Raw genomic sequence first — 18,644 nt, forward strand, 5'->3', positions numbered from 1 at the left:
CGGCCGGGGCGCAACAAGAGCTGTTCTGCCCGGCACAATCTTAATCGCATGAAAAAATTAATCTTTGGTATGCTGCCCCTGATTGTCGCCCTGTGGAGCTGCAATACCCCGGAAACAGAAGGTGAATCCGAAACGGTAAAGACGATGATGGATACCGCCACTGCCGCCAGCGCCCCCGTGGTTGAGGACAAGGACACGACCAAGCAGGAGGTACAGGAGCTGGAGCTGCACGCCCTCGGCAATACCCTGGAGGAGATTCGGTACAGCACCGATACCCTGGAAACGAAAGCCGGAGCGTTTGTGAAGCTGACCTTTGTGAACGAGGGAATTGACATGCCCATGGTGCATAATGTGGTATTCACTGTGCCGGGCAAGTATAAGCAGGTGGCGCTGGCAGGCGCAAGGGTAGGGGCCTCGGGCAACTACATGCCCGAAAGTGAGGCGGTTATAGCCGGTTCGCCGATGGCCTTGCCAGGGCAGACGGTGGAAATGGAGTTTACTGCCCCTACCAAACCCGGCCTGTACGACTTTGTATGCACGTATCCGGGCCACTGGCAGAAGATGAACGGGGTGCTGGTGGTGAAATAAAGCCTGTGTTTGCAGGCACGAGTAGACATAACGAACGTTCTCCAAAAAAAGCTTGTTGACGGCAATAGAGATTATAGATAGTATTGTCTATTTTTACGGCCAAACACTGGAGTCAGCATGAAGTTCACACCACCGGATTGCCAACAATGTATGAGCAGAAAAGACTCACTGCTGGGCTGTTGCCGCGGCGATGAGCTGGAAGAGCTGTCTGCCAACAAATCAAGCTGCCTGTACCGGAAGGGGCAGGTGATCTTCAACGAGGGTTCTAAGCCGGCCGGCCTCCACTGCGTGCACTCCGGCAAAGTGAAAGTATGCAAGATGGGAAGCGACGGGAAAGAGCAGATCATCCGCCTGGCTAAGCCCGGTGATGTGATCGGTTACCGCGCCCTGATGGCGGACTCAAATTATTCTGCCTCGGCTGTGGCGATGGATGATGCCGTGGTGTGCTTCGTGCCTAAATCGCATTTCATGGACCTGATACACGAGAACATGGATTTCTCGAACGGGCTGATGAAGCTGCTCTCGAAGGCATTGGGAAACGCAGAGGAGCGCATGACGCAGCTGGCGTACAAACCGGTGCGGGAGCGGTTGGCGGAAGCGCTGCTGCTGCTGCAGAAAACATACCAGCAGGGCGGGAGCGAGGAAAACTTCACGATCGCCATCTCCCGCGAAGACCTGGCCTCCATTGTGGGCACGGCGAAGGAAACCACCATCCGCCTGCTTTCCGAGCTAAAGGAGGAGCAGATCATCTCCACCAAGGGCAGCAGCATCACCATACTGGATGCCGAAAAACTCTATAACATCTGCCACCTCTATGATTGAGGCGGAACTCTCAGCAGGATTTATTTTTTACTAAATACAAAAGGCCGGCTGCAAAACAGCCGGCCTTTTTGCGTTCGTATGGTTTATACGACACGCCAACACCATGTATACTTAACTAAACACTAAACTATTCTATCCAGGTATGGCTTTGCGCCAAGGCTGCTTCGGGTCCTCACCTTACTGTACCCGATCCACAGCCTCGGCATTAGTAGCTCTGTCTCACCTTAAACCACTGCAAAGCACTGTTCCTTATTATTCGTGCGTTACCAGGCGCGCCTTATGCTGTGGCCTCCCGATCAACCCAACGATACAAATGTCAGGCTATTCGCTTTGATGCACACTGATAAGTATCAACAACAAAACTGATTATTATCATCTTTTCGGGCAACTGCCAAATCTACCTTTGTACAGGTAAAAATGAGATACTATGGCTACAAAAGCTGCTTTAGGCACTGAGGTACAGACCTGTTACCACTGCGGCGACAAGTGCGTGGAGGAAGTGGTGGTGGCGCACGACAAAAGCTTTTGCTGCTCCGGCTGCAAGAACGTTTATGAGCTGCTGGAGGAAAATAACCTCTGCACCTACTATAACCTGGAAGAGAACCCGGGCATCACGGGTAAGTTAAAAGGCTCCGAATCCCGCTTTGCCTATTTAGACGATGCGGGCGTTGAAGCCCAACTTATTAGTTTCAAGAGCGAGGCGATCTGCAAAATCACTTTCTACATCCCGCAGATGCACTGCAGCTCCTGTATCTGGCTGCTCGAGAACCTGTTTAAACTCAATCCGGGCATATCAGAATCTACGGTTAACTTCCTGCGCAAAGAGGTGTCGCTCACGTATTTCCCGCAGAAGACCACGCTGCGCGAAGTTGTGACACTGCTGGCGCGCATCGGGTACGAGCCTGAGATAACGCTGGCAGATACCGACGGAAAGAAAACCTCCAAGCCCAACCGCACCATTATTTACAAACTGGGGATAGCCGGCTTTTGCTTCGGCAACGTCATGTTGCTTGCCTTCCCGGATTACCTGGCCATCACAGAGGGCTTGCAGCGCACCTTTGGCTCGTTTTTCGGCTACCTGAGCTTTCTGCTGTCCATCCCGGTTTTCTTTTATAGTGCGCGCGGCTTCTTTACTTCCGCCTGGGAAGGTATAAAGCAGCGCATGGTTAACATTGACCTGCCCATTGCCACGGGCCTGCTGGCGCTTTTCTTCACCAGTATCTACCAGGTGGTGACAGGCAGCGGCCCCGGCTACTTCGACTCTTTTACCGGCCTGGTGTTCTTCATGCTGATCGGCAAGTACTTTCAGCAGAAAACATATGATACCCTTTCCTTCGACAGGGACTATACTTCCTACTTTCCGGTGTCGGTAACGGTGCTGAAGGAGGGGGGAGAAGAAGCGGCTGTGGCTGTACGAAACCTGAAGGTAGGCGACCGCATCCGCGTCAGGAACCAGGAACTTATCCCTGCCGATGCCATACTTTTACGCGGCCAGGCCATGATCGACTATAGTTTCGTGAGCGGGGAGTCGGAGCCGGTGGAGAAGGTGATGGGCGAAGTGATCTACGCCGGGGGTCGGCAGGTAGGCGAGAGCGTAGAGCTGGAGGTGGTCAAAGAAGTATCGCAAGGGTATCTGACGCAACTCTGGAACGATAGCGTTTTCTCGAAGGAAGAAGCGCAAAGTGTCAATACCTACGCTAACGTGGCAGGGAAGTGGTTCATCATAGTTACCATGCTGGTTGCGGCCGGTTCTTTGGTGTACTGGGTGCCGCGCGATACGGAGATGGCCATGAAAGCCTTTACTTCCGTGCTGATCATTGCCTGCCCGTGTGCTTTGTCCCTGGCAACGCCGTTTGTGCATGGCCATACCCTGCGCGTGTTCGGCCGCAATAAGTTTTACCTGAAAAACACCAGTGTCGTAGAGACACTCGCCAAAATAGACACCATCGTGTTCGATAAGACGGGCACGCTTACCGAGCCGAGTGCGGCAGAGATCAGCTATACCGGTAAAACCCTTTCAGAAGCGCAGCTGCAAAGTATAAAATCCGTGCTCAGCCACTCGACACACCCTCTAAGCCAGCGCATTTTCCAGAGCCTGCAAGGGGAGGTGGTGCCCGTGTCGCACTTTAAGGAGATTGCCGGTAAAGGGCTTGTTGGTGAAATAAACGACGCTGTTATTCGGATCGGATCCGCCTCATACTTAGGCGTTAAAGCGGATACAGGCTCAGACACGCTTAAAACAACAGTATATGTGTCTGTAGACGGCGTGCTGCTGGGATACTACACGTTTTACAACGTGTACCGGAAAGGCCTGAAGCATATCCTGCACGAACTGGAAGGCAAAAAGCTGGCCGTGCTCTCTGGTGACAACGACCATGAACAGGCACGCCTGCAAGATCTGCTGGGCACCGAAGCGGAACTCAGCTTCAACCAAAGCCCGCTACAGAAGCTGGAGTACATTCAGCAGTTGAAAGACAGGCAGCATAAGGTATTAATGGTAGGAGATGGCCTGAACGATGCGGGCGCCCTGAAGCAAAGCGATGCGGGTATTGCCCTGAGCAACAGCGTTACGAATTTCTCGCCGTCCTGCGATGCCATACTTGATGCGGCTGCCTTTGATAAGCTGAGCAAGTTCCTGGGCTTCTCCAGGAAAACGATGAAGATCATACTTGCTACGTTTGCCGTGTCGCTGGTTTACAACGTGATCGGCCTGACCCTGGCCGTACAGGGGCTTTTCTCGCCCCTGGTGTCTGCTATCCTCATGCCCATCAGCTCGCTCAGCGTGATCATCTTTGCCACCTTATCCGTAAAGTTTGCCGCCAAACGGGCGGGGTTGTAATAATGATTAATGAATATGGAGTATTGAGTCGCGAACTGTCAGTCATGCTAAAACTCATACTTTCTAACTTTTTAACCTTCTAACTTTCTAACTCAACATGTATATCATCTTTTTAATGATCGCGGTGAGTGTGTCGGTGGCGGCGGCTTTTCTGGTGGCTTTCCTCTGGGCAGTGCGTTCCGGCCAGTACGACGACGACTATACACCGGCCGTACGCATGCTCTTCGACAATGAAACACCCGCAAAACCTGCCCGGAAAGACGATAAAAGCACTTCCTGACAACTGCAGCTGATATCAATCACTTCTGAAAGTGACTTTGGTCATCTTTTAAAAACGCATTCCTACCCAATTTTGAAACTTGAAAAGGGGCGTTTTTTAAAGCTGCCTTAGCCGCCGGGTTTCAGGGTGGCAAGTATAAAAGCAAAAACAAAACCTGAGATACAAACACTTAAACAAAAATGGAGGACACCGCACATGTCAACTAATGTAGCCGAAGTCTTAGACAATGCACCCGACAAATTAAAGCCGAAGGGCCGGGATGCGGGAGCGACAGACACGTTTTTTTATGACAACAAGATCGTACGCGACTTTGGTATAGCCACCGTGTTCTGGGGCGTTGCCGGTATGCTGATCGGCGTGATCATCGCCTTTCAGCTGGCGAACCCGGACGTGAACATGGGCAACCAGTATACCACGTTCGGCCGCGTAAGGCCACTGCACACCAACGCCGTGGTCTTTGCCTTTGTGGGGAACGCGATCTTCATGGGGGTTTACTACTCGCTGCAACGCCTTTGTAAGGCCCGCATGTACTCCAATCTGCTCAGTAAAATACACTTCTGGGGTTGGCAAACAGTTATTGTGCTGGCTGTGATCACCCTGCCGCTTGGCATGACCTCCTCCAAGGAGTATGCCGAGCTGGAGTGGCCAATCGACATCCTGCTTACCGTAATCTGGGTGGTATTTGGCTGGAACATGTTTGGTACGATTGCCAAGCGCCGCGAGAAGCACATGTACGTAGCCATCTGGTTCTACATTGCCACGTTCCTGACGGTGGCCGTGCTGCACATCGTAAACTCTTACGCCCTGCCGGTAAACCTTTTCAAAAGCTACTCTGGCTACGCCGGGGTGCAGGATGCGCTGGTGCAGTGGTGGTATGGCCACAACGCGGTGGCGTTCTTCCTGACTACGCCGTTCCTGGGCCTGATGTACTACTTCCTGCCTAAGGCCGCAAACCGACCGGTATACTCTTACCGCCTGTCCATCATTCACTTCTGGTCGCTGATCTTCATCTACATCTGGGCTGGTCCGCACCACTTGCTTTATACTTCCCTTCCAGACTGGGCGCAGTCATTAGGCGTTGCTTTCTCTGTGATGCTGCTTGCTCCAAGCTGGGGCGGTATGATCAACGGTCTGCTGACACTGCGCGGCGCCTGGGACAAGGTTCGCGAGGAGCCGATCCTCAAGTTCATGGTGGTGGCCATCACGGCCTACGGCATGGCTACCTTCGAGGGACCGATGCTTTCTCTGAAGAACGTAAACGCCATCGCGCACTTTACTGACTGGATCGTAGCACACGTACATGTGGGGGCGCTTGGCTGGAATGGCTTCCTGACATTTGCCATGCTATACTGGCTGTTCCCACGCCTTTACAAAACAGAGCTATTCTCTAAAAAAATGGCCAACGCCCACTTCTGGCTGGGCACCCTGGGCATTCTTTTTTACGCCATCCCCATGTACTGGGCAGGCTTTACGCAAGGCCTGATGTGGAAGCAGTTCACGGCAGAAGGCACCCTGCAGTACTCTAACTTCCTGGAAACAGTGCTGCAGATCGTGCCCATGTACTACCTGCGTGGCATCGGCGGCATCTTTTACCTAAGCGGTGTATTCCTGATGGTGTACAACCTCTACAAAACCGCCAAGTCTGGCAGCCTGGTGGCCAACGAGCGAACAGAGGCCCCAGTAATTGTGAAAGCAGAAAGCGCCAACGCCGGCCACTGGCACGCCTGGATCGAGAAGCGCCCGATGCAGATGGCTATCTGGGCAACCGTAGCCATCCTGATCGGCGGCCTGGTAGAGTTTATTCCAGCCTTCGTGATCAAGTCGAACGTGCCAACCATCGCCAGCGTGAAGCCTTATACTTCGCTGGAGCTGCAGGGCCGTGACCTCTACATCAAAGAGGGTTGCGTAAACTGCCACACCCAAATGGTACGTCCGTTTAGGTCTGAGACAGAGCGTTACGGTGAATACTCCAAGGCAGGTGAGTTCGTGTATGACCACAACTTCCTTTGGGGCTCCAAACGTACCGGTCCGGATTTGCATAGGGTGGGAGGTAAGTATCCGCACAGCTGGCACTACCACCACATGATGGACCCAACCTCTATGTCACCGGGCTCTATCATGCCAGCTTACCCATGGTTGTTTGAGCAGGAGATTGACATGAGCACCACCCAGGCTAAACTAAAGACGCTGAAGCAGCTGGGGGTACCTTATGAGGAGGAGTACATTGCCAATGCCAACGAGGAGCTGATGGCGCAGGCCACAGTGATTACAGGCCAACTGGCGAAGGAGGGCATCGAGGTAAGTCCGGAAACGGAGATCGTGGCCCTGATTGCCTACCTGCAGCGCCTGGGCACGGACATCAAGGTGAAGGATGAAGTGAAATAAAACCGAAACAAGTATCACGTATCACGACACACGACTTCAGGAAAGTATATAGTCGTGATACTTGATTCGAGATACGTGATACGAGTGTCATAAAGTATAAAACAATGTATAAGAACGTTTTGCAAGCCATAGAAGGCATCGAAATATACCCGCTCATCTCCTTCTCAATTTTCTTTCTGTTTTTCCTGGGCCTGCTGGTGTATGTTGCCTTGATGGACAAAAAGTACCTGCAGTCCATGAGCAGTATTGCCTGCGAAGACGAGAACCACGAGATCACCACTTTAGACAGCGCAAAACAATGAGCCCTTTAAAGAATCTGATAGCAAAAAGCGGCCTTGCCCTCGCGGCTGGCCTGCTTCTGGCAGGATCGCCAGCTGTACAGGCCCAGGATGCCGTTGCCGGTAAAGCCGTGTTTGATGCCAACTGCGCCGTTTGCCATAGCATAGACGCCAACGTGGTGGGTCCCGCCCTGAAGAACGTGCACGAGCGCCGCGGCGATGAGTGGCTGGTGAAGTTTGTCCAGAACTCGCAGGAGCTGGTGCAGGCCGGCGATAAAGACGCGGTGGAAGTTTTCGAGAAGTTTAACAAGATGCCGATGCCCGCCTTCGGCACCTCGCTCTCGGAGGACGAGATCAAGAACGTGATCGCCTATATAAAGGACGAGAGCAGCAAACCGGCAGCAGCGGCCGAGGTCGCCCCTGTGGCTGAGGCAACCGATGCTACCGCTACGCCGCCCGCAGCACAGGCAGAGGTGGATTTCCTGGACCTGCCACCGGTACTGTTGTATACGTTTTTGCTGGCGGCGCTCATCATACTTCTGACGGCGCTGGTGCTGGTCATGATGTTCCGCCTCTTCATTCCGATGTTGGGTGAGTCGATCTACGACGAGGATTTCCGAAGCTCCTTTGCCGGCCGTGTGCTGTTCCTGCTCAAAGGCGACGCCACCGTGATGACAGGCAAGGCCAAGGACAAGATCCACTCCACCCACGACTTTGACGGTATACAGGAGTATGACAATGACCTGCCACCCTGGTGGAAAGCCCTCTTCTACGTGACCATCATTTTCGCCGTAGGGTACATGCTGCACTACCATGTGTTCAAAACTGGCGCGCTCCAAGATGAAGAGTATGAGATGGAGATGCAGGAAGCGGCTGTATTCGCAGCCAACAATGCCGATGACCCTAACGCTGTAACCGACTACGAGGTGCTGACAGAAGCTGCCGCCCTGGAGTCCGGCAAGTCGATCTACAATACGAACTGCGCGGCCTGCCACGGCACTGAGGGCCAGGGCACTGTAGGCCCTAACCTGACGGACGAGTATTGGCTGCATGGTGGCGATGTGAACGAAATCTTCAAGACCATTAAGTATGGCGTGCCGGCCAAAGGCATGGTTCCATGGCAGGGCAAGCTTACCAAAGACCAGATCCTGGAGGTATCCAGTTACATCCTGAGCCTGCAGGGCACCAACCCGGCTAACGCCAAAGAGCCGCAGGGCGATAAAGAGTAAGTATAACGCATAAGTATAGAAAAGCAGCAGGTACTTTGACGTCAGAAGTTCCTGCTGCTTTTTGTTTCCATTACTGATGATAATCACCCCTGTAAATGACTTTTGTCATCTTTTAGCAGGGGCCAAATGCAGAATTTTGTGACAGCAGATTCAAGCAATCGCTACATTCTCATTTTCCACTTTTTATAACAGGCAGGAATAATATCCGCACAAATTACCACTGCCATGGCAACTAAAGCAAAACCAACCGATGAATTTCGGGACCACATCTCTACGGTAGATGACCAGGGGAAACGCGTTTGGGTGTACCCCCGGAAGCCGAAAGGCAAGCTGTACAATTACCGCAAGTACGTCAGCTATTTCCTGCTGGCCCTGTTGTTTGCCGGACCCTTTATCAAGATAAACGGGCTGCCGCTGCTCATGCTCAACGTGGTGGAGCGCAAGTTCGTGATTTTTGGCGTGCTGTTCTGGCCGCAGGACTTCTTTATACTTGTGGTGGCTTTCCTGGCGCTGGTGGTCTTCATTATACTTTTCACGGTCGTATACGGGCGTATCTTCTGTGGATGGGTTTGCCCCCAGACCATTTTCATGGAGATGGTCTTCCGCCGGATAGAATATGCCATTGAGGGGGACTACAGCAAGCAGCGCGCCCTGGACAGAATGCCCTGGAACGCAGAGAAGATCCTGAAAAAGGGATCCAAGCTCACCATTTTCCTCCTGATCTCGGTTATAATCTCCAACGTTTTACTGGCCTACATCATCGGAGTTGATGAGCTGAAGAAGATCATCACGGACGGCCCGCTGGAGCACACGGCCGGCTTTGGCGCCATGGTGGTGTTTACCGGCATGTTCTTCTGGGTGTTTACCTGGTTCCGGGAGCAGGTCTGCACCATAGTTTGCCCCTACGGCCGCCTGCAGGGCGTGATGCAGGACAAAAAGACGGTGGTGGTCGCCTACGACTACGGACGCGGGGAGCCGCGCGGCAAGCTGCGCAAAAACCAGGAGCGTACCGAGGGAGACTGCATCGACTGCAACCAGTGCGTGCAGGTATGCCCCACCGGCATCGACATCCGCAACGGGGCGCAGCAGCTGGAGTGCATTAACTGCACCGCCTGCATCGACGCCTGCAACGACATCATGCGCATGATCGATAAGCCTGAGGGCCTGATCCGCTACGAGTCTGAGGAGGCGATTGAGACAGGTAAGAAATGGACGTTCTTCACCAACCGTGTGATGGGCTATACGGCGGTGCTGGTTGTACTCATGACTGCCCTTACCGCCCTGCTGCTCACCCGCGACGAGGCGGAGGCCACCATACTTCGTACCCCGGGCCAGCTGTACCAGAAAACCGAGCAGGGCCACATCAAAAACCTGTACAATATCTCTGTCATCAACAAAACCAACCACGACATGCCGCTTACCCTGAAGCTGCTGAACAAGGAAGGTTCTATAAAAGTGATTGGCAGCGAGCTTATACTTCCAGCACAGGGCATCGCCGAGGGCGTTTTCTTCACAGAGATAGCCAAAGAGCAACTCTCGGGCCTGAACTCTGAAATCGAGATCGGGGTGTACAGTGGCGGGGAACTGATCACCACCACCGACACCAAGTTCCTGGGCCCGGCCAACTAAGGAAGTATGAAAATTCCCCTGGTCACAGGGGCAACAACTAAAGAAGAAGACGAAATGAGTACGAAAGATAAAAAGAACAGCTTCACCCTCTGGCCCTATGCCATCGTTGTGGCCATGGTGCTGTTTATGAGTTACATTGCCATGTTTGTGTACAAGGCCATGAACCAGGACGTGGACCTGGTGAGCAAGGACTATTACGAGAAGGAGATCAAGTACCAGGACCAGATAGACAGGGTGAAACGTACCCAGGCGCTGGGTGATGTGATAGTGGAGTACAAAGCAGGGGAGCAGACCCTGCTGCTGCAGCTGCCTGCTACCTACAGAGGCATGAACCCAAGCGGCACGATCACGTTGTTCCGCCCTTCAGACGACAAGCTCGACAAGCAGGTTCCGCTGCAACTGGGCCGCGACCAAAGCCAGCTGCTGGAGGTGTCCGACCTGGCGAGCGGCATCTGGAAAGTGCGCGTGAGCTTTAACGCAGACAACCAAGAATATTACACAGAAAAGACCATACAAATAAAGTAGCCATGATCTGGGCTGGTTTTTTATTCGGACTTTTAGGCAGTTTCCATTGCGTCGGGATGTGCGGCCCGATAGCCATGGCCTTACCATTTGGCAGGAGCAGCGGCTGGCGTTACTACGCCGGCCGGCTCCTGTACAATGGGGGGCGCCTGGTTACCTACTCCTTGCTGGGCGCACTGGCAGGTGCCTTCGGGCAATCGCTGCAAATGGCGGGGCTACAGCAAGTGGTCTCTATCGTTTCAGGGTTGCTCATACTTTTCCTGATTGTTGCCCCGGCCGCTCTTAAAGGCAGGGCCGGCAGCTTTCTGGGCACTGATAAAGCCGTTGCCTGGGTGCGGCAAAGGCTCGGCCACTTCTTCGGGCGCGATAACCTGGGCGCCCTGTTTATGGTGGGCCTGCTGAACGGGCTGCTGCCATGCGGCTTTGTGTACATTGCCCTGGCAGGTGCCATCAGTGCGCCGGGGGTGCCGGGCGCCATGCTCTACATGCTGCTGTTCGGGCTGGGCACCTTCCCGCTTATGTTCCTCGTGTCGCTATCCGGCAAGTTTATCAGCCTGAGGCTTCGTGGTAGTTTTAACCGCCTGGTGCCTTACGCCGGCATGGCGATGGCGGTGCTGTTTATACTTCGCGGCCTAAGCCTGGGTATCCCGTACCTGAGCCCCAAGATCACTCATACCTCGCATAACACCACCGAAATAAGCTGCTGCACCAACCCAAAGCAGGCCGCCCAAAACTGACAAAAATCACCGGGCCCGCTGACCATGCTCAGTGCCGCAAGTATAAACCGGGGCTAACTTTACACCAGATAAAGGACAAAAGCTATGACGACGGCGACACCCCTCAAGCACCTGCTTGTACCTGTACAGTTTAATGCCGGGAGTGAGAACCTGGTGCACTACGCCGGCTCCCTGGCCAGGGCCTTGGGTGTGGAGCTGGTGCTGCTGTATACTTCCGGCACAACAACCCTGACCTTCACGCAGCAGAGCAGCGCCATTCATGCGCTCCGCGCCTTTTCCGAGCATTACCTGGCAAAACACTACGATGACAGCCTGAAAGGCTTTGACTGCGTGGTGCGGCCGGGCAGCCTGCATGAAAGTATAAAAGCCGTGGTGCAGGACTATGCCATAGACTTGGTGCTGATGCGCGTGCTGCCCTTAACTGAGGCGGATGCCCCCGACACGGACCACGCCGCCGCCATCATGGAGCTACTGGATGTGCCGGTAATGGTACTGCCGGAAGGAAAGGACTACCACAAGCTGAAGCACCTGGTTTTCGCCACCGACTTTACCGACCAAGACCCCAAGGTGCTGCAGCGCATCCATAACTTTGCCCGGCAGGCAGGAGCCAGGCTATCACTGGTACAAGTATACTCGCTTGCCGACCAGCCCCGGCTTAGTGCCATAAACCAGGCCATGCGGGACGTGGAGGCACAGTTGAACAGCAGCAAGGTACGCGTGCGGATGCTGGAGGAAGAGGATGTGCTGGAAGGAATCAGCGACTTCGCCGAGCGGGAGGGAGCCGATATGCTGATCATGGCCACGCAGGACAGCTACCTGATGCAGCGCCTCTTCAGCAACGCGTACCTTAAAACGATGGCCTACCACACACAGATTCCGCTGCTTACCTACCGGCAGCATAAGCGCAAGCCCTGCTCCGGCTGCTGCGCCAATTGCAGGAGCAGGCAAAACCAACTGCCGCAGCTCTTCAACCTGGTAACCGGGGATTTACATTAGAAAGCAGGTGGCACGGCAAACGATCTTAAAACATTTCTAAAGGAGGAATATGCTTAAGAAAGCAATAGAAGAGGGAAAGCTGCACGTAATGCAGCACAGGCTGGAAGCCGGCACCTGCCTGTATAGAACAGGCGAGCCGGCCGAGTCTTTTTTCCTGGTACTGCAGGGCTCCGTGGAAGTGTCTACGCCGGGCCTCCCGGAGAAAACCCCTGTGCAGCAAGGGCACCTGATCGGGCTGCAGGACCTGATGAAGGAGCAGCACAGCCACACGGCCATACTTGCCGAGGACGCCGCACTGGTCGAGATTCCGAAGCAGGAGCTGCTCAAGGCCATCCAGACCATAACACCGCTCCGGCTATACCTTATCCGGCTCATGAGCCAGCAGCCCAACCTGGCGGGCATTGCCTACGAGTAAGTACGGTTGATCTATACTTAGTAACAGCCACCCCGGATTTTCCGGTGTGGCTGTTGCGTTTACAACCCATCCCAATTTTTCAAAGTATGACCATACAGCACAAAGGCCCTGTCAGGAGCCACTGCACCATGTATGGATAAGATTCTCAGCCGCCTAAAATTCATTTACCAGTACATCATCACGAGCATTGGGTTTATCCCCACCCTCATCTCCATTGCTTTTTTTGCTCTGGCGCTGGTGGTGCTGTACCTCGAAACGCTCGGCCTGAGTAAAACCCTGGACGAGAAACTACCTTACCTGATTATCCGCAACGGAGAGACGGCGAACATGATTCTCAGCACCATCGCCACAGGCATCTTCTCCCTGACCGTTTTCAGCTTTACCATGGTGATGCTCGTGCTAAACCAGGCCAGCACTAACTTTTCCCCGCGCGTGGTGCCCGGGCTTATCAGCTATAAGTCGAACCAAAGTGTGACGGGACTATACCTGGGCACCCTGATCTATACGCTGGTGGTGATGGTCAACATCCACTCCGACTCCTACAGTACGGACCTGCCTGGCTTTGCTATTTTCCTCTCCATGGTATTCGCCATCATCTGTCTTGGCTTCTTCGTGTATTTCATACATTCTATCACAGAGTCGGTGCAGATAGACAGCATTCTGGAAAGTATATACAAAATAACAAGCCAGCAGTTGGACGAGGAGATAAAGCGTGACAGGGGAGCGCAGGAGCCCCATGTGTTTGAGCAGCGGGAGTGGCAACAGCTAAAGAGCCCGGTAACCGGGTACCTGCAGGGCCTGGACGAGAAAGCCGTGCTCCATATTCTGGAGGAGTTTGATGTGGTACTTGATTTTGACCAGCCCCTCGGCAGTTTCCTGGTGGAGGGGGTGCCCTTTGCCCGCGTCAACAAAAAGCTCCCCAACATGGAGGCGTTTACAGACCGCCTGCTCGGCCACGTGAACTTTTACAGGGAAGAACGGGCGGGCGTAAACTACATCTTCGGGATAAAGCACATTACGGAAAGCGCGGTGAAGGCGCTGAGCCCCGGCATTAACGACCCCGGTACCGCCCTGAAAGCCATTGATTACCTCACGGCCCTTTTTGCACAACGGATGCAGCTGACCAACGAAAAGGTGCTATACGATAAGAACGGCGCAGGCCGCGTTCGGTTCGAGCACCAGACGTTTGGGGATATTTACGGGCTAACCCTCGCCCCGCTGCGCCTTTACGGCAAGCAAGACAGTGTCGTCGTGCTGAAGCTGCTGCTGATGCTGCAGAGCTTGTTGTACAAGGCGAGGCCTTACCCGCACCTGCTTCCGGTGCTCTACCGGGAGGCCCGCCTGCTGCTGCACGATGCAGGGGAGAATATCCAAAACCCAGGCGATCGTAAGCGGATAAACCTGCTGCTAAAACAGATCAACGGGATGGGTTTGCAGCATGAGCCGCTGCCCCTCCTTCACGCCGCGGATTAGGTACTCAGGCTAAAGTACAGGCGGGGACATGATTAGCACCACCAAGCAGATGCAATCACGCTGGTTATAATTGATTTGGGTCCACCACAGCCGGAGGTGCAGGAGTATGAGGGCCGCACCAAGAGCTAGCTCAGATACAAATTCCAGCGCGACTCGGTGCAGGTCATCTATACATTGCAGTCTCATTACTAGGCTAAAATCCATAAAGTATGAAGTACAGCTTCAGGCCCATAGTTGGCCGCTATAGCTTCTAAGTATAAAATACGTAGAAAGCCTAGTTATCAGGCAGAAGCATCATGAGCATACTCAGAAGAAAGTTGTACCGCCTCATTTTTGAGGCTGACACTCCCCAGGGAAAGGCATTTGACGTGGCGCTGCTTGTGCTCATCGTTCTGAGTGTGGCTGTCGTGTCGCTGGAGAGCGTGGTGTCGCTCAGGAGGGAGTTTACCGCCCTTTTTTACAGGCTGGAGTGGACGTTCACCATTCTCTTCACCATCGAGTATTTCCTTCGTATCTACAGCACGCCCCGCCCGCTGAAGTATGTGTTCTCCTTCTTCGGACTGGTGGACCTGATGGCCATCCTCCCGACCTATCTCAGCCTGTTTATACTTGGTTCGCAGTACCTGCTGGTGGTCAGGGTGCTGCGCCTGCTCCGGGTTGCCAGGATCTTCAAGCTCACGCAGTTTATTAACGAGGGGCAGGTGCTAAGCAGGGCGCTACGGGCCAGCGCAACGAAAATAGCGGTTTTCCTGGGCACCGTACTGCTGCTGGTGGTTATCATCGGCTCTTTGATGTACCTGATCGAGGGGCGGGAGAGCGGCTATTCCAGCATCCCGAAAAGTATTTACTGGACCATCGTGACGCTGACCACCGTGGGCTACGGTGACATTGCCCCCCAAACTGCCTTGGGCCAGTTCGTGGCCAGCATCGTGATGATCATGGGCTACGGAATCATTGCCGTGCCCACCGGCATCGTTACCGTGGAAATGTCGCGGTCGGAGCGCCAGGGGATGGCTGCGAGCCGTGTCTGCCCCAACTGCCACACCGAAGGGCACCTGGCAGAGGCCAATTTTTGCTACAACTGCGGCTACAGCTTCGAGCCTAAAGTATAAATCACTCTATAATAAGGGTATGGTAACTAACGCCGTAGCCGCCCCAGATGCCTAAACCTCCCTGTATATTTGAGCGCGTGATGTTGGGCGAGGAGATGGGGCTGCCATTGTTGTTCTGCTCGTTCTCCAGCGTGAACCAGAAACGGTAATGCGCCTGGTCAATGGCCGCCCAGCGAACCGTTACCGTATCGCCCTTCCCGAAGTAGCTGTACAGGTCCACGTCCACTTCCTGCTGCCCCTTTGGCTCGCCACGGTCCAGGGGGTAATCGATGGTGGCGCCGTTAATGAATTCATCTGAAAAAACAGAGGCGAAGAGGCCAGGATAGAATGGCTCACTGTTACGCTTGGTGAAGTAGCGGATGGTGTTGCCCAACGTGTCAGGGTCGGAGTAGCGGTAGTAGAGCTGGCGCAGGCTGTCTTCCTCTGGGTTGGGATGCGGGATCGTGTAGAGGGAGTCGAGGGGATTCAGGTGCGGGATTGTGGTGACAGCGCTTAGCTCGCGCCCCGCGTGGCGGATGTGCAGCCGGTAGCTTTTTCCTACCTCGCCCTTCAGCTCCTGTGATGTGTACACATAAAACAGCGCCCCTGCTTCGGTGCTCAAGAACTCGGGCCTTAAACCGAACTGCACAGCAATCAATTCCTTTAACTCCTGTGGCAAAGCAGCCAATGGGACCTCATCTAAAGTATAAGTTTGCCCATCCACGGTAACACGCACCTGCGCGTCGTGCACAAAGCTTTTAGCCAGCGCCTCTACCGACACCTCGGTGAATACTGGAACGGTGCGGGTAAGCACGACTACCGGCGACGCCTCCTGCTCAATGTGGCCCTCCACCACCAGTTGCTCCTCGCCCGCCGGAATTTCTACCGTAATATCCTCCTCACAACCAAAAAATAACAGGCTGCAAAGTATGGCAAGTATAAAGTATGGGCTGCGCATAGGTTATTTCCAGGTAAAGTTTAGCGTGACAGACGGCAAGGGGAACGGCACGATGGAGACTTTTTTGGCCTGCAGTTTCACGCCGGAGTCGTAGGCGCTGCCCTCGTTGTCAATGTAGTATAAGTAGGGGTTCCGGCGGCCATACACGTTGTAGATGGAGAAGGTCCAGCTGTTTTCGATGTTCTTCCATTTACGCCCCTCCAGCGTGGCCGACAGGTCGAGGCGGTGGGTGGGCTGCATCCGGAAGCTGTTGCGGTCGCCGTACTGGTAGTTGACCGTGCCCTCCAGGAAGTAGCGCCGCACCGGCAGCGTGGTGGCCTCGCCGGTGCCGTACACAAAGCTGCCGCCAAAGGTCCACCGGTCGTTATACTTGTAGCTGCCCACCACGGAGAGATCATGGCGGCGGTCGTAGCGGGCCGGGAAAGTATGACCCTTGTTGAGCTCCGGGAATTTACGTGTGGTGCGGGAGAGGGTGTAGCCGAACCAGCCCTGCAGCGCGCCATAGTTCTTGCGCAGGAACAGCTCCACGCCATACGATCTGCCGCTGCCGCTCACAAACTCATACTCCAGGTCGCGGTTGCTGGGGCCGGGGGCAAAGCCCTCGCGGTACTCCAGCTGGTTCTCCAGGTCCTTGTAGTATACTTCCACCGAGCCCTCGTACTGGTTTTCCTTTATACTTCTGAAGTAACCCAGCGCGTACTGCGTGGCCCGCTGCGGCTCTACCATGGCCGAGCTTGGCGCCCACACGTCCAGCGGCAGGGTGGTGTAAGCATTAGAGACAAGGTGCAGGTACTGCGCTGATTTGGAGAAAGCTGCTTTTACAGAAGACTTTTTGTTGATATCATACTTTGCCGACACCCGTGGCTCCCAGGCACTGAAGGTCCTTACTTTCTCGCCGGAGCCATACACCGTAGAGTCTGTGGTTAGCAGGTTCTCATCAAATTGATAAAAGGTAAAAGGACCAGTTTGGGTGAAGTAGCTGTTGCGGATGCCAAGGCTAAGCAGCAATCTGTCAGTCAGGTATATATCATCCGATAAGTATAACCCATACTCGTGTCCATACTTGGTGAGGAGCTGGTCGGTGCCGAAGATCTCGCCGCTGGCGCTCTCGGCCTCCCCGGCGCGGGGCAGCAACTTATGGTACGTATACTGCAGGCCGTACTGCAGGTGGTGGCGCACATGGGGCTTATAGTTGAAATCGAGACTGGCGCTGTAGTCCTGCACGCCCGTTTGAGCCACGGTGGTGAAGCCGCCAAAATCCCAGCTGAACTCAAAATCATACTTGCTCATCACCCCATGCACATCCATCTCCAGTTTATCGTTGAAAGTATGGTTCCAACGGGCGGTGGCGCTGCTGTTGCCCCAGAAGAAATCCCCCTTAAAGCGCCCTTCCGAGAGCGTTAGCTCCCCCACATCCCGGCCGTAGTAGCCGCTAAAGTATAGCTTGTCCTTCTCAGAAAGTATAAAACTGAGCTTGCCGTTGAGATCGTAGAAATAGTAGGGGACACCGCCCTGATCCGTGTTTTTGAGGAAGGGGTTCATGAGCACATCGGCGTAGGTGCGCCTGCCCGAAAGTATGAATGCGGCCTTGTCCTCCACCAGCGGACCCTGCACCGACAGCCGCGAGGCGATCAGCCCGATGCCTCCGTCCACCCGGAAATCGTTCAGGTCGCCTTCTTTCATGCCGATGTCGAGCACCGAGGAGAGGCGGCCGCCGTAGAGCGCTGGCATGTTACCTTTGATGAGGGTGGTCTGGTCGATGGCGTCGCTGTTGAAGACGGAAAAGAAGTTGAACAGGTGGCCGGGGTTGTAGACGATAGCCTTATCGAGGAGCACCAGGTTCTGGTCGGCCCCGCCGCCGCGCACGTAAAAGCCCGTACTGCCCTCACCAGCCGATTTCACGCCCGGCATCAGCGACACAATTTTCAGGATATCCACCTCCCCAAAGAGCACCGGCAGCGTTTTGATCGTCTCCAGCGGCAGCTCCAGCTGGCCCATCACAGGGGTTTCGGTGATCGGGGGCTTCCGCTCGGCCACTACCTCCACCTCCTGCACCTTGTAGGTGGTGGGCGTCAGGCGTATGGTTATACTTATAGATTGATTGAACTGCACGGGCTGCTCCTGTGCTTCATAGCCAATGTATTTTACCACTAGGGTATACATGCCCTCATAAGCAGCAAAACTATACCTACCCGCGGCATCCGTGATGGCTCCGGCAGCCGGGCGTTCCTTCAGCGCCACGGCGGCTCCTGCCAGTGCCTCACCGGTCGTGGCATCCAGCACGCGCCCCGACAAAGTATAAACCGACTGTGCCGCAGCGGGAGTTGCCAGGCACAGCAGGCTCAGTAGAAGTATAAAAGTATGATGAAGGAGTAGCCGCAATGCGTTAGCCGTTTAGGTCA

The 18,644-nt window shown here is 54.4% G+C and carries 16 protein-coding genes; 14 read left to right on the top strand and 2 right to left on the bottom strand.

Features of this window, described 5'->3' with window-relative positions; genetic code table 11:
* Positions 1-48: 48 nt before the first annotated feature.
* The 14 genes from A3841_RS03530 (at position 49) to A3841_RS03600 (ending at position 15,305) form a co-directional block, all read left to right on the top strand.
* Complete coding sequence (locus A3841_RS03530) at positions 49-588, top strand: plastocyanin/azurin family copper-binding protein (protein ID WP_073850927.1); 540 nt, start codon at positions 49-51, stop codon at positions 586-588.
* 150 nt (positions 589-738) lie between these two features.
* Positions 739-1,410 carry a Crp/Fnr family transcriptional regulator gene (locus tag A3841_RS03535; RefSeq protein ID WP_170866140.1) on the top strand — a complete coding sequence of 224 codons (672 nt, stop codon included), beginning with the start codon at positions 739-741 and terminating at the stop codon, positions 1,408-1,410.
* 427 nt (positions 1,411-1,837) lie between these two features.
* On the top strand, positions 1,838-4,249 hold the full coding sequence (locus tag A3841_RS03540; RefSeq protein WP_073850929.1) for a heavy metal translocating P-type ATPase: 2,412 nt from the start codon (positions 1,838-1,840) through the stop codon (positions 4,247-4,249).
* Between the two features lie 97 nt (positions 4,250-4,346).
* Positions 4,347-4,529, top strand: a complete 183-nt coding sequence (ccoS, locus tag A3841_RS03545; RefSeq protein WP_073850930.1) for a cbb3-type cytochrome oxidase assembly protein CcoS — start codon at positions 4,347-4,349, stop codon at positions 4,527-4,529.
* Between the two features lie 195 nt (positions 4,530-4,724).
* Positions 4,725-6,914: a cytochrome-c oxidase, cbb3-type subunit I gene (gene ccoN, locus A3841_RS03550; RefSeq protein ID WP_073850931.1), complete on the top strand. Its 2,190-nt coding sequence runs from the start codon at positions 4,725-4,727 to the stop codon at positions 6,912-6,914.
* Positions 6,915-7,018: 104 nt separating this feature from the next.
* Positions 7,019-7,216: a hypothetical protein gene (locus A3841_RS03555; protein WP_073850932.1), complete on the top strand. Its 198-nt coding sequence runs from the start codon at positions 7,019-7,021 to the stop codon at positions 7,214-7,216.
* A complete protein-coding gene (locus A3841_RS03560) occupies positions 7,213-8,421 on the top strand; it encodes a c-type cytochrome (protein WP_073850933.1) in 1,209 nt (402 codons plus the stop codon). The genes A3841_RS03555 and A3841_RS03560 overlap by 4 nt, the downstream gene beginning before the upstream one ends.
* 225 nt (positions 8,422-8,646) lie before the next feature.
* A complete protein-coding gene (gene ccoG, locus A3841_RS03565) occupies positions 8,647-10,050 on the top strand; it encodes a cytochrome c oxidase accessory protein CcoG (protein ID WP_073850934.1) in 1,404 nt (467 codons plus the stop codon).
* A gap of 54 nt (positions 10,051-10,104) precedes the next feature.
* Positions 10,105-10,575, top strand: coding sequence for a FixH family protein (locus A3841_RS03570; protein WP_073850935.1), 471 nt, complete (start codon positions 10,105-10,107; stop codon positions 10,573-10,575).
* A 2-nt stretch (positions 10,576-10,577) separates the two neighbouring features.
* A complete protein-coding gene (locus A3841_RS03575; RefSeq protein WP_073850936.1) occupies positions 10,578-11,309 on the top strand; it encodes a sulfite exporter TauE/SafE family protein in 732 nt (243 codons plus the stop codon).
* 84 nt (positions 11,310-11,393) lie between these two features.
* Positions 11,394-12,305 carry a universal stress protein gene (locus A3841_RS03580; RefSeq protein ID WP_073850937.1) on the top strand — a complete coding sequence of 304 codons (912 nt, stop codon included), beginning with the start codon at positions 11,394-11,396 and terminating at the stop codon, positions 12,303-12,305.
* Positions 12,306-12,354: 49 nt separating this feature from the next.
* Complete coding sequence (locus tag A3841_RS03585) at positions 12,355-12,720, top strand: cyclic nucleotide-binding domain-containing protein (protein ID WP_073850938.1); 366 nt, start codon at positions 12,355-12,357, stop codon at positions 12,718-12,720.
* 132 nt (positions 12,721-12,852) lie between these two features.
* Positions 12,853-14,193, top strand: coding sequence for a DUF2254 domain-containing protein (locus A3841_RS03590; protein ID WP_073850939.1), 1,341 nt, complete (start codon positions 12,853-12,855; stop codon positions 14,191-14,193).
* A 296-nt stretch (positions 14,194-14,489) separates the two neighbouring features.
* Positions 14,490-15,305 carry an ion transporter gene (locus A3841_RS03600; RefSeq protein ID WP_073850941.1) on the top strand — a complete coding sequence of 272 codons (816 nt, stop codon included), beginning with the start codon at positions 14,490-14,492 and terminating at the stop codon, positions 15,303-15,305.
* Position 15,306: 1 nt separating this feature from the next.
* Here the strand turns inward: A3841_RS03600 and A3841_RS03605 are convergent, their stop codons facing one another.
* Both A3841_RS03605 and A3841_RS03610 read right to left on the bottom strand, forming a co-directional pair.
* Positions 15,307-16,242, bottom strand: a complete 936-nt coding sequence (locus A3841_RS03605; protein WP_073850942.1) for a DUF4249 domain-containing protein — start codon at positions 16,240-16,242, stop codon at positions 15,307-15,309.
* A 3-nt stretch (positions 16,243-16,245) separates the two neighbouring features.
* Positions 16,246-18,624: a TonB-dependent receptor gene (locus tag A3841_RS03610; RefSeq protein WP_235861281.1), complete on the bottom strand. Its 2,379-nt coding sequence runs from the start codon at positions 18,622-18,624 to the stop codon at positions 16,246-16,248.
* Between the last annotated feature and the right edge of the window lie 20 nt (positions 18,625-18,644).

Source organism: Pontibacter flavimaris (assembly GCF_001907195.1).
GTDB lineage: Bacteria > Bacteroidota > Bacteroidia > Cytophagales > Hymenobacteraceae > Pontibacter > Pontibacter flavimaris.